The following is a 12,767-nucleotide window of genomic DNA, read 5'->3' as shown; positions in this document are numbered from 1 at the left end:
AACTAGAAGGAATGAAGGATGGTACAAATGGAGCTTCTTCAACTCAAATATTTCCTGACGGTGGCCCGATGCGAGCATGTTACCGAAGCCGCTGGAAAGCTGCATGTTACGCAATCCTCCCTGAGCAAAACGATACAACGATTAGAGGACGACCTGGGAGTCCCTTTATTTGATCGAATCGGAAGAAAGCTGCGACTAAATGACTTTGGAAGAACATTTCTTCACCGAACGGAAAAAGCCCTATTCGAACTGGAACAGGGACAGCGGGAAATTGCTGACCTCTCCAACCCGGATCAGGGCACACTGCAATTGGCGGTGACTACGGCGAGCACATTGCCAGGTATACTGCGGGAATTCCGGAAAAACAAGCCGGATATTCAGTTCCATGTGCAAATGGTTTCGTTAGAAAACATGTCCAGACTTCTACATCGGGGCGAGGTAGATTTTTGTCTGGCCTCCCCTCCGATTCAAGGTGACGACATCGAATGTCAGATACTATATAACGATCCGATCGTAGTAGCCGTTCCTATGGGTCATCGATATGCAGACCGAAGTAGCATTCAATTAACTGAGCTTAAGGACGAGCGATTTGTAGGGGTTAAGCAAGGGTATGGTGTTCGTGATATGGTAGATTACGTATGTCAATCTGTTGGTTTTGTACCGAAGTATGTATATGAAGGTGATGAGCCTGCAAGATTAACCGCCCTTGTGGAGGCGGAGATCGGTCTCGCATTTATACCAAGCACAGCCAGAAACCCGAATGAACGTGTTAGATTCTTGCAGGTAGAGGAGCACAGACTCGTTCGGGAAATTGCTCTTCTTTCGCACAAAAACATTTATATTTCAAAAGCCGCTTTAGCGTTTCGTAGCGTAGTTATGGACTATTTCAGTGCTATGACTTGAGGGGGAATTTAATCCGGAGGAGATATCATTTTGAAATTAAAAGCAGAAAGATTTGATTATATTGCAGAGACAGAACGGTTAGTCATCAGACCATTACAGAAAGACGATTATGAAAATTGGTTGAATGCATTTGAAAACCGCTCGCCTTCCCAACACCGCCATGATAAAGGAAAAATGGATATGAGTGAATGTACACTGGATTGATTTCATGATCTGGTAGATCGACACCAGGAGTTAGCGCGTACAGATGCCGTTTATGTATTTGGTGTGTTTAGAAAGCATGATGGTACATATCTGGGTATGATTGATATTGCGACCTTGGCCCGAGATCATTTTCAATGGGGAAGCTTCGGATACACGATCCATAATCAGTATTGGCGAAAAGGTTATGGTAAAGAAGCGGTAAATGAGGCTCTTCATATGGCATTCGAACATCTGAAATTCCACCGCATAGAAGCTCATATTAATGTGGATAACACCCCTTCCATGAAACTAGCAGAGAGTGTTGGTATGGAATTTGAATGCCTACGTAAAGGCTTTATACACGAAAATGATGAGTGGACCGAGCACTTGGTTTATTACAAAAATTCTAATTAAAGGGTTTATACAACTCACTCTAAAACAAGGGAACTCCATATCAAGAAGTTCCCTGTTTTCTATGTTTGTTGAATATTCTTCTTTTTGCGATGAAGGGTTACTACTCCAAAACTGGCTACTGACATCAACAATAGGATCATTGCATTACTGGAGACCAATGATTGCACTGTATCTAGTTGCAACAGTTGAGTAATTAACCTTCCTTCATACGGCGAAAGTGTGGCTCCCAAGTTATACGAGATCAGAACAATGGTAGTACCCAACTTTGCCATTTTCGCGATTTGTTGAGCAAACGTATGCAATAAATAGGGCATTATACAGCGGAATGAAAACCCGATGATCATTGAGCAAACGGTAGTAAGCATGATACTTTGCGATATTGTGGTAATGAACATCGAGCTTCCGAGTAACAGAATCGATAATGGAACGATATAATTCCCGAATGTTTTGTATACTTTTCCAAAAGAAAAGCCGGCAACAAAAGCTCCCAAACCTATAAATGCAATCATATTGCTTCCGTTTGTCGCACTTCCAATATTTTTTTCCAAAATCAAAGGAGTAATCTGTAAATTATAATTGATGAAGATAGCTACAATCACAAATAATAAGAGACCATAGCCAATCATGACTTGAAGGGCTTTTTTATTATTTGTGTGGCTTGGATTCGTTGTGACCTCTTCTCTGCTATTAAGCTCTTTTTTATCAGAAGGAACGAAAATCAGGAACGCGATGAAAATAGGAAGTGCCAGGGCGTAGACATAAAATGATGTATGCCAGCCCATTTTCAATAGTTGACCAACGAGTAGTGTCAGACAAATGCCTCCTAATCCCTCAAAGGCACTTTCTAAGCCAATTACGGTTGCTTGTTTACTTGGATTCAGATGATACATATCACTGATCATCTGAATGATGAGCCGATTAAACAAACCTACACCTAACCCAAACAAACAGCGAGAAATGAACAGCAACGAAAAAAGGTCATGATACAATGCAGGAAATACTCCCGCAATGAGAACAAGTCCTAATCCAGTGAGTATAGTTGCTTTCCTACCAATCAAAAGTTCAAGTCGATTAGCGATTAACACACCAAGAATAACAAACAATGAAGGTATGGTCGTTAATAATCCTACATGTGTTACCGATATCTCTGGAAAATCATTGGCTATCGCAGGAATGTTAGCGGCAATCACTGGACCTGAAGAAATTAATAACGCAACGGACAATAACGAATATGTTTTAAGCTTCTCCATGGATGTTATAAAAATCAACTCCTTTACTGTTTGTATTTGCTCCATATGGCCAGCATTTAGCGCTCGATGCTGCGATAAATGGATAAAGCAGTAACGCATAAGTCGATGACTTCATACGTTACTGCTCAGTCGATTAGAGTTCTTTACCGTTACTTTGGATAACTTTTTTGAACCATTCAAAGGATTTTTTCTTGCTGCGTTTCAACGTACCCTTTCCAGCGTCATCTTTGTCGACATGTATGAAACCGTATCGTTTACTCATCTCTCCAGAACTTGAGCTTACTAAATCAATACAACCCCAAGATGTGTAACCCAACAAGTCAACGCCATCTTCTTCCACTCCTTTTATGAAGGCTTGGATGTGTTGACGCAAATACTCGATTCTATAGTCATCCGTAATATATCCCGTCTCATCAGGAGTATCTATCGCTCCTAATCCATTCTCAACGATGAATAGTGGCTTCTGATATCGATCATACAAGGAGTTCATTGTAATTCTTAGACCTTCAGGATCGATTTGCCATCCCCATTCACTCGTTTTCAAATGTGGATTGCGCAGTGTCGGAAACAGGTTAGCTGCCGTTTGTGTGTTTACTGCCGGATCTGCACTGGTCAATCGTGAACCATAGTAACTGAACGAAACGAAATCAACCGTATTATTTTTCAAGCATTCCTCGTCCCCGTCTTCCATGGCTAAGTGAATATTCATTCGTTCTAACATTTTCTTGGCATAGTTTGGATATTCTCCTCGGGATTGTACATCGACGAAGAAGTAATGCTCGCGATCCCTTGTCATGGCTTTCCAGACATCATCTGGTGCACATGTATACGGATAAGTGTTGGCACCTGCTAACATACAGCCAATCTTCATTTCCGGGTTAATTCTACGCGCAATTTCAGTCGCTTTTGCACTTGCGATCAATTGATGATGAGCTGCCTGATATTTCACAGCGTCCTCATCCTCACCTTCTTCAAACACTAGACCTGAGCTTCCAAAAGGTAAATGCAACAGCATGTTTATTTCATTAAAGGTAAGCCAATACTTCACTTTATCTTTATAACGGGAGAAGATCGTTTCACACAGTTTCTCATAATAATCCACCATTTTTCGGCTTCTCCACGATCCAATGGTTTTCACCAAATGAATAGGGACGTCAAAGTGGGTGATGGTGACAAGAGGTTCAATGCCGTATTTCAAACATTCATCAAATACATTCTCATAGAATTGCAAGCCCTCTTCGTTGGGGAGCTCGTCATCTCCATTAGGGTAGATCCGTGTCCATGCCAAAGATAAACGGAAACACGTAAAGCCCATCTCTGCAAATAAAGCAATGTCTTCTTTATATCGATGATAAAAATCAATAGCCTCATGACTTGGATAAAAATGCTCTTGATCACACTCTAACATTTTTAATTGCCCTCGCATGACAGGAACACGATCTTTCCCTGCCGGTATCACATCAACTGTGGATAGTCCCTTGTTGCCTTCGGCATATCCACCTTCACATTGATTAGCAGCAACTGCCCCACCCCACAAAAAGTCTTTTCTTAAAGTCATTAAAACACACTCCTAACTTGTAGTTTTGTTAAGCTTTGACAACCAACAATGTGTTGTTAAAATCAATATTTTTTTGACTTGTTTCTGCAATCACATCCGAGTAACTGTACGTATTGGTTACAATAACAGGCGTTTGAGTGACATATCCTTCTTCTCTGATTTTTTCCAGATCAAATGTCAGCAAAGTCTGTCCCTTCGTGATTCTCTGACCTTCTTCCACGAAAGCCTCAAAATATTTTCCGTTCAGCTTTACTGTATTTAAGCCGACATGAATAAGAATTTCGACTCCTTCATCGGATAATAGTCCAATAGCATGTTTCTTAGGAAATAGGGACACAATCATACCATCAAATGGAGCAATGACTTTCCCCTCGCTGGGTTCAATAGCAATTCCTTTACCCATTGCCTCTGAGGCAAACGCGACATCCTGTACATCCTGAAGTTGAATGAGTTGACCTTTAAGTGGAGTTGCAATAACGGAATCTTTAAATGGTATGACTTCATCCGCAACACTACTCACCTCATTCATACTTGAAACAGTATTTTGTGAAGGTGCGTCTTTTTCATATTTCAAACTGAGCAAATAGGTAAGCACAGCAGTTACAACAGTTGTTATCACAAGGGCGATCAAAATATTATATAGATTCCAGATATTTTCACCAATGTACAGCGGAATCGCCGGGATTCCTGAAGCGCCTGTTGCGTAACGGGAAACATCCATTAGCCCTGCAAAGAGTCCCCCACTGGCAGCTCCAATCATACCCGCGACAAGTGGGTATCTCTTCGGTAAATTTACACCGTAAAGAGCTAGTTCCGTGATTCCCATCAACGCTGTGATCCCACTGGAAGTAGAAATTTGTTTTAATGCTTTATCCCTGGTTCTCATCCCTACAACTAATGCCGCAACACCTTGACCTATACAATTGATCATCGCTCCAGGACCGAGGATATTCTCATAACCTGATGTGGTGATTTGAGCAATGGACAGAGGAACAATATTATGGTGTAGTCCAAACATAACCAGTATTGGCCAGAAGGTTGCAACCAGGAAAATAACCAGCCAGCTACCATGTGCGCCCAAGAATTCAAAGCCCATCGCTAAATACGTTCCGAAAAATGACCCCAGTGGTCCCAATACGGTTAAGGCCAGAATTCCCGTCACTAAAATAGTGAACATGGGAACAAAAATAATTTTCACTGCATTCGGAATGATCCTTTTAAACATAGATTCAATATATGATTGTGACCAAACTATTAAGAGAATTGGAACTACAGATGAACTATAAGATACAAGAGTTAGCGGGATTCCAAAAACACTTACTTCAGTTCCATCTACACGCAATTGCGTCAAGTTTGGATGGAGCAAAATACCAGCTAAAACGAGAGCTAACACGGGACTGCACTTTAATTTGTTTGCAGCCGAAAATGCCAACAAGAATGGTAAAAAGTAGAAAATGGCATCCGACATAAGACTTACGACATAGTAGGTTTGGGAATCTTTTGAAATCCAGTTGAACAAAATAAGCAGAGCGAGTAGTGCCTTGATCATCCCAGCACCAGCAATAGCAGGAACAATCGGACTAAATGTTCCGGAGACGAAATCGATTAGCTTCCCCAAAATACTAATTTTTCTAGCTTGAGTTGGTTCACCCGATGAACTCGCGTTAGGTTTAAGTTGTTTGATCACTTCTTTGTAAACGTCTTCAACATGTGTGCCGATAACGACTTGAAATTGTCCGCCGCTCTCAACCGCATCAATAACGCCATCAAACGACTTAAGCGCTTTTTGATCTGCTTTACTGGTATCATTCAGTGCAAATCTAAGCCTAGTCATACAGTGAGTCAGAGTGGATACATTCTCACTACCGCCCACTTTCTCTACAATATCTTGAGCCAACTTCTCGTATTTCTTGCTCATCCCATAATGCCCCCTCTTGTTGTTGCCGCCTAAATGAATAAAATCGAAAGCGCTTTAAATAACTTTCCATGCAACAAAAAAGCTATTTATCTGTAATACATAAAGGCTGCATTCACTACACCTTTAAAATATCATCTGATAAACAGCTATAGCCAATACCTATAATTTATACTTTATTATGCCTGAAAGGCATGCCTGATATGTTCCAAAAAACGTACCTCAGTTTGACTGAATACCTTATGTTTTTTCCAGACAATCACTGTTGGAAACTGAAGTTCCGGATGAAAAGGTCTAAAGCATAATGTGTCAGACTGCTTCATTGCAAGCGCACCCTCAATACAGATTGCCGTCCCTAACCCCTCCTCTACAAGGTTAAGTACATTAGATATTAAATTATAGGTCGCAACGAAGTTTAGATGTGCATATTCATCTGCAAACCAGCTTGCAATCTCATTCTGTACGACAGATCGGCTGGATATGAGCAGAGGCACTCCGGCTAAATCGGTTGAAGTTACATATTCGTTCTGTGCAAGAGGTGATGAGGTCTTCATAAGGACTCCCCAGCGCTCCTTCTGGGGCAGTCTGATGAAATCGTATTTCTCAATGTGAATGGGCTCTAACAAAATGCCCACATCGAGCAGTCCTTTATCGATTCGCTCCTTTATGTCATCCCCCGTTCCACTATAGATGTGATACTTAACCTGCGGATACTCCATATTGAAGTCTTTTAATAATTGTAAAATAACATTGGACGTTAATGATTCAACACTCCCGATCGATATGGTTCCTCCAACCAGATTGTTCTGATCTTTAAACTCTTTCTCTGTTTTATCCGCAAGTGTGAGAATTTCTTCTGCTCTTTGACGTAAAAGCATGCCTGCTTCTGTCAGTGTTATTTTACTTTTCCCACGTATAAACAATTGAGTTTCTAAATTTTTTTCCAGATCAGCCAACTGTCTGCTTAACGTAGGCTGTGTCACATGTAAGATCGTTGCAGCATGTGTGATATTTTCTACACGAGCTACTGTCAAAAAATATCGAAGTACTCTTAACTCCATAATTCCTCCTGATTTACATTCATTTAAGTGTCTCCTGAATCATTCATTTCTTTACTATACCTTCCTGTTAACCAGAAGAAGACAGTTGATTGGGATAATCAACTGTCTGTTGTTTCAAATAAAGAAGATTATTTCTCTGGAATGATTTCATTAACGCAAGCTAAAGCATTTAGTGTTCTGGGAAATCCCATGTAGGGAAGGCAGTGAGTTAGAGCGGTGATCATTGTTTCTTTATTATTGCCAACATTGATGTTACCCTGAACGTGTGCTTTGACTTGACTATCCGCACCTCCGAGTGCACTTAGTATACAATGAGTAAGTAGCTCTCGTGTTTTCAGCTCAAGACCTCCACGGGTATAGAAGTCACCAAAGCAAAATGCTGAAAGGTAGTCCTGTATATGCTTTTGATTTGACGGGGCATTTTTCCGGTTTTTCTCAATAATATCGCCAAAAATCTCTTTTTGGATACCAAGTCCTTTGTCAAGGCGGTTATCTTCTTCAACCCGTTGTTGACTCTCAAGAGGCAGTGCAACATGTTGTTCTTCGAAAACTTCATTCATTTCCGATATGGCATTTAAAGTTTTCGGGAATCCTAAGTATGGTGCACATTGGTAGATTGCTTCTTGGATCTCCACGGGTGTCAGTCCAACATTTAGCGCGGCACGAACATGTGCCTTGAGCTGAGGCAACGTTTGATTCGTAGTAAGTACGACCAGGGTAATAAGCTCGCGTTGTTTATCATCAAGGGCACCTTGATCGAAAATTTCACCAAATATGAAGCGACTCAATATGTCCTGAAATTCAGGATGTTTAGCATATGCCGCTGGAACTCCATCGCCGAATAGTTTTTTATATGTTTCTTGGCTCTTGTCAATTCGATTCATATTCATCAAACCTCCTGTTTCTTTTTAGTTAAAGTTAGGTGTACTCATTTTACATTGAAAGAGAAAAGAAACTATATCCTATTCATATCATTTTATTGCCTAATCCTATCAAATGAATACTGTTAAATGAGGTCTGTTTTGAATAAAAGGACTATTATAATCAATGAAATAAGAGTTTCTCGATTCCCGCTGACGCTAAAGAAAGCCATTTACAGTGAATGATATGCATATTGATTATTTAACCAAACCGTGTTTATAATGCTAAAAACCGAGCATTGAAACAGTGTTCTCTCATGATAAAGGATTTCCGAATAATACAATGTTAGGGTCTAAGACGGAGGTTTTTGAATGGTTAAACTGGATCGAAGAGTGATCAAATCTCAAGACGCTATTAAGAAAGCAGTACTTGAGTTGATGGCTGAAAAAATTTTCGAAGAAATTACTATCCGTGATATTTCAGATAGGGCAAACGTTAATCGAGGCACGATTTACCTACACTATATGGATAAATATGACCTACTCGATAAAATTATCGAAGAGCATATTGGCAATCTCCGTGATCTATGCCACGCTGCATCCGAAATGAGTTTTCAAGAAGGGAACTACGTTTGGTTTGAATATTTTTCCAAAAACCACTTATTTTTCTCAACCATGTTAAACACGAAAAGTGCCACTTATTTTCACAGCCGATTCATTGATCTGGTTGTCCAGGAATATAAGATTGAGGTTGATACTACCGAAGGAAAGAATAAAGGCATGGATGACGAAGTTATTCTTCAATTTCTTGCAGCCGCAGTTGTTGGAAGTGTGGAATGGTGGTTCAAAAATGGAATGTCCATACCTCCTCGGGTTATGGCAGAACAGACTGGGGTATTGTTAGATAGAAACTTCTGATCCCCTTACCTTGCAGGATTCAAACAGAAGCAACAAAATAATAAATCCTCACTTCTGCTAGGAAATGAGGATTTATTATTTGTTTATAAGAGTTCAGTTAGTGCATTGCTTTTTCCCACTCGCCTGGAACCTCGACATCCGTTTCTTCTGCTGCGATCTGCAGTTTAGTGATGTCTTCCGTAGACAAAGTGATTTCAATGGCTTTTACAGCATCCTCGACGTGGCTCGTTTTCGTTACACCGATAATCGGAACGGTACCCTTCGCAATAGCCCATGCCATTGCAATATGGGCAACAGAGGCACTGTACTTGCTACCTATTTCTCTCATAACGTGAATCAAACTTTCGAGCTTAGCAAGGCGATCAGGACCAAAGGCTTCCCCTCTCCTTGTACCACTAGGTAAAGGATTTTGTGCACTGTATTTGTCTGTTAATGCTCCTTGTTCCAGTACCATGTAGGAGAAAAATACAATATCATTCTCTGTACAGTAATCAATAATTCCTGCTTTCTCGGACGAGCGATAAAGCAAGCTGTAATGGTTTTGCACAGCTGAAATTCGCAAGCCTTCCTCCGCCAATATACTGGCTGCCAGTTTGATTTCATCCAAATTATGATTGGATACTCCTACATGACGAACCTTTCCACTTTTCATTAAAGGAATTAGTTGTGGGGTCCACCTTTTTACATCTGCGGGATTATGTATCCAGTAGATGTCTGCATGATCCACATGAAGTCTTGCTAAACTTTCTTCTAAAAGTTCCTCCATTGCTTTATCGTGATCGCCCGCAATTTGTGGTGTGAACTTCGTAGAAATCAAGACTGCATCATGTTGTTTGGCAAAGCTCCCCAATATGGACTCCGAGGAACCCATTCCATATACTGCTGCTGTATCCCATAACCAGAGTCCGGCATTCATAGCTGCGTCAAAGACTGGTTGGAGGTCCGCTTCTGTCAGTTGATTCCCGAACACGGTATTTCCTCCAGCTTCGCCGGTTCCCCAAGACCAAGTGCCCAAAGCAATCGGTGGTACATTGGTGTTATTTGATAATCGAACACTCTTCATTTAAGATCACCTTCTTACTATGAGTTTTTATTAGCTAGATATCTGCTCAACTTTTGGGTTCAACGCATACGTCACGTAATCCTCGGCACTTTTCTCAAGTTCCTCATCTGACAGGTGTTGCATTACGCCAGTCAATATGTATGGTGTCAGATAGCGAGTTCCAATCATATTACTGGTTGCCTCGAATGGACGTAACAGCTCTGTAATCGAATATTTAAAATGCCCGTCTGACATATAGTTTTCTTTTGGGGCACCAGCAGAAACGGCAACAAGAAGCTCTTTTCCATGTAGGTTATTTCCTTGGCTACCATAAGCCCAACCATAAGTCAGGACGGTATCCTGCCATTTTTTCAATAATGATGGGCTACTGTACCAGTAGAAAGGGAATTGCAAAACAATGCGGTCATGTCCTTCCATCAATTGTTGCTCGGCCGCTACATCAATTTTCTCATCAGGATAAGCCTCATATAGACGATGAACGGTAACGTTGGACTGCTTTTCCATTTCTTCGGTCAATCGCTTGTTCACACGAGAAGTTGCCAAATTTGGATGAAATACAAGAATGAGTGTTTTCATTATAGTCGGTCTCCTTGTTGTGTGTTGTTTTCCTCGCTTTTAAGCGAATCGCTCTGCTGTCTGTCTGCAATAAGCTGTCCAGCAACGCCTATGTTCTCTGTATCATTCTCCTTCACAAATACAAAAAAAGCTTGCTGAGGTATGTTCATAATATTTGAAGCTGATTCGGTAAGTTCTTGTACTAACTTTCTTTTTTGTTCTTTAGACAATTTTGCTGCTTCAACTGTAATTACGGGCATTGGTGTTGTCTCCTTTTATTTGGATTTTCATATAGATCACTGATCAACTTACTTTCATTATTTTAAACAGAAACAGGACAGTTACAATGAGCAAATCTTCGAGATGTGTGGATTACTCAACACAATAATTACAATTGCCTATTATAATGTATATGGATTAATATGATATTCTAATTTTTATGTATAAAAAGAGCGAACAAAGCACTTTCATGCCCTGTTCGCTCTTCTCCATCTACTCCTTGCACTTGTATCGCTGTGTTTTCCTTACTCGCCCAGGCTGTTCCAGAATGATTGAAACGCGCCTTCCTCAACTTCCAGGAATGCCGGAACATTACCGTAACGAACCAGACCTTCACCGAACAGAACCAGTGGGACCTGCGTTTTGTCTTCCAACGTGAGATAGATGATCTTGCGATCTTCCTTGCTGTAAAGGTTCTCTTCCAATTCCGGACTCGTTGCAATCGGTTTGGCAGCAGATAACGCAGAGACGAAGCTCTCCAGTGATTCGTCCGCTGCTAACGGCTGAAGCTGCTGCAATCCGTTGTTCCAGCTGTCGAACGTCTCCCATTGCGCAGAAGTGATGTTGCCTTCGAGATGAAGCTTTCCGATCAAGTCGGCTCCGCTACTGATGGTGATCCCGTTATTTTTGTCGAATAGTTGAGCATACACCTGACCATCGATCTCGGTGTAGGACATGATCCGGAAGTCCTTATCATAGCCATTAACCATATAGATGTCTGCTTCGCCAATGTTGGAAGCAAACTCCGTGTATTTATCCTGGCCGCTCCACTCATCGATGCCGCCAGTAGTGGTACCGAGTTTTTCGCCGCGTAGGTTGAGCGCACTGGTGCCTTCAAGTAAAGTCTCGGACTGTAAATAGACGTTCCCCTCATAGACAACCACTGGTAACATGCTCGCCATGGCACCTTTGCCGTTTGAATCCGGTAGCTCCATCTTCGGAATTACAATGGGGTCAAACGATGCGCCTGGGGTAACCCCTGCTACCTGGGGTGTTGGTGCGGTTGGTCCATTGAATTGTTGCCATACACTTGGCGCAGCGAGTCCGATGCTGGCAGCGATAACGACGCTTGCTGCAATGTATAATGGTTTGCGATGGCGTTTTGGCCCCTGATGTTGCGTGTTTAAAGATTGTTCTACCCGTTTTTTCATTTGCTCGTTTATTTTCATATGATCCACCGCTTTCTTGTAGTTTTGTTTGAATTGTTCTTCGTTCATCACAGTTCCTCTCCTTCCAGCTCCAGTTTTAACAACTGTCTTCCTCGCTTTAATCTCATTTTCACTGCTGATTCGCTAATCTGCAGGATCTCGCTGATTTCTCGGATTGGATAATCTTCGTAATAATACAGATGAACCACCGATCTATACTTGACGGGCAGTGACAACACGAGTTCGATCAGCGCGTGATCTTCAGGGTTGTCTGTTGTAAGAGGATCGACTCCCTCCAGTTTGACCTCCCGTTTGCGCCAGCCTCTGCCTAATAAGGATTTGCAATGATTGGTGATGACCCGTATCAACCATGCTTTCTGATGTTCCGCATCGTTGAATATAGGGGCTTTTTCTATTAGTTTGATGAAGGTATCCTGAGTGGCTTCCTCCGCGTCTTCTCGTCTGCCGAGGTGCACCATGGCAATCCGGAACAGCGTATCCGCGTATGTCTCATAGACTTTCATCACATGATCGCCCAGCTGGGGAACTGATCGCTGCATGGTTGGTATGCCCTCCTTTATACCTCTAACACTCTTAAGGACGGCATTTGGTCACATTTTGTTTTAGGATTTTTTTATTGATCCATTTCATTCAAAATGC

The 12,767-nt window shown here is 41.5% G+C and carries 12 protein-coding genes and 1 pseudogene; 3 read left to right on the top strand and 10 right to left on the bottom strand.

The features are described from left to right. The first annotated feature begins 27 nt into the window (after positions 1-27). Together OM416_RS01090 and OM416_RS01085 are read left to right on the top strand one after the other, a co-directional pair. Complete coding sequence (locus OM416_RS01090) at positions 28-903, top strand: LysR family transcriptional regulator (RefSeq protein WP_264928757.1); 876 nt, start codon at positions 28-30, stop codon at positions 901-903. 30 nt (positions 904-933) lie between these two features. Continuing rightward, positions 934-1,500 (top strand): annotated as a pseudogene (locus tag OM416_RS01085) (GNAT family N-acetyltransferase). Between the two features lie 59 nt (positions 1,501-1,559). Here the strand turns inward: OM416_RS01085 and OM416_RS01080 are convergent. From OM416_RS01080 to OM416_RS01060, 5 genes are all read right to left on the bottom strand, one after another. Beyond that, a complete protein-coding gene (locus tag OM416_RS01080) occupies positions 1,560-2,795 on the bottom strand; it encodes an MFS transporter (protein WP_264926234.1) in 1,236 nt (411 codons plus the stop codon). Positions 2,796-2,883: 88 nt separating this feature from the next. Continuing rightward, a complete protein-coding gene (locus tag OM416_RS01075) occupies positions 2,884-4,308 on the bottom strand; it encodes a 6-phospho-beta-glucosidase (protein WP_264926233.1) in 1,425 nt (474 codons plus the stop codon). A 28-nt stretch (positions 4,309-4,336) separates the two neighbouring features. Further along, positions 4,337-6,226, bottom strand: coding sequence for a beta-glucoside-specific PTS transporter subunit IIABC (locus tag OM416_RS01070; RefSeq protein ID WP_264926232.1), 1,890 nt, complete (start codon positions 6,224-6,226; stop codon positions 4,337-4,339). 176 nt (positions 6,227-6,402) lie between these two features. Further along, the gene (locus tag OM416_RS01065; RefSeq protein WP_264926231.1) at positions 6,403-7,284 is read right to left on the bottom strand and encodes a LysR family transcriptional regulator; all 882 of its coding nucleotides are present in this window, start codon (positions 7,282-7,284) and stop codon (positions 6,403-6,405) included. 128 nt (positions 7,285-7,412) lie between these two features. Then, positions 7,413-8,168, bottom strand: coding sequence for a carboxymuconolactone decarboxylase family protein (locus tag OM416_RS01060; protein ID WP_264926230.1), 756 nt, complete (start codon positions 8,166-8,168; stop codon positions 7,413-7,415). Positions 8,169-8,516: 348 nt separating this feature from the next. On the opposite strand from OM416_RS01060, the gene OM416_RS01055 reads away from it, so the two are divergent. Further along, positions 8,517-9,062, top strand: a complete 546-nt coding sequence (locus tag OM416_RS01055; protein ID WP_264926229.1) for a TetR/AcrR family transcriptional regulator — start codon at positions 8,517-8,519, stop codon at positions 9,060-9,062. Between the two features lie 97 nt (positions 9,063-9,159). Here the strand turns inward: OM416_RS01055 and OM416_RS01050 are convergent, their stop codons facing one another. The 5 genes from OM416_RS01050 to OM416_RS01030 form a co-directional block, all read right to left on the bottom strand. Continuing rightward, positions 9,160-10,125, bottom strand: coding sequence for an aldo/keto reductase (locus OM416_RS01050; RefSeq protein WP_264926228.1), 966 nt, complete (start codon positions 10,123-10,125; stop codon positions 9,160-9,162). A 30-nt stretch (positions 10,126-10,155) separates the two neighbouring features. Beyond that, positions 10,156-10,701 (bottom strand): NAD(P)H-dependent oxidoreductase, encoded by a 546-nt coding sequence (locus OM416_RS01045; RefSeq protein WP_264926227.1) that lies wholly within the window; start codon positions 10,699-10,701, stop codon positions 10,156-10,158. Further along, the gene (dmpI, locus tag OM416_RS01040) at positions 10,701-10,940 is read right to left on the bottom strand and encodes a 4-oxalocrotonate tautomerase DmpI (protein ID WP_169479394.1); all 240 of its coding nucleotides are present in this window, start codon (positions 10,938-10,940) and stop codon (positions 10,701-10,703) included. The genes OM416_RS01045 and dmpI overlap by 1 nt, the downstream gene beginning before the upstream one ends. Before the next feature lie 264 nt (positions 10,941-11,204). Beyond that, complete coding sequence (locus tag OM416_RS01035; RefSeq protein ID WP_264926225.1) at positions 11,205-12,176, bottom strand: hypothetical protein; 972 nt, start codon at positions 12,174-12,176, stop codon at positions 11,205-11,207. Next, entirely contained in the window at positions 12,176-12,667 is a 492-nt protein-coding gene (locus OM416_RS01030; protein WP_264926224.1) for an RNA polymerase sigma factor, read from the bottom strand. The genes OM416_RS01035 and OM416_RS01030 overlap by 1 nt, the downstream gene beginning before the upstream one ends. Between the last annotated feature and the right edge of the window lie 100 nt (positions 12,668-12,767).

It is taken from the genome of Paenibacillus sp. LS1 (assembly GCF_026013365.1).
Classification (GTDB): domain Bacteria; phylum Bacillota; class Bacilli; order Paenibacillales; family Paenibacillaceae; genus Paenibacillus.
This window is presented reverse-complemented; position numbering and strand designations above follow the sequence as displayed.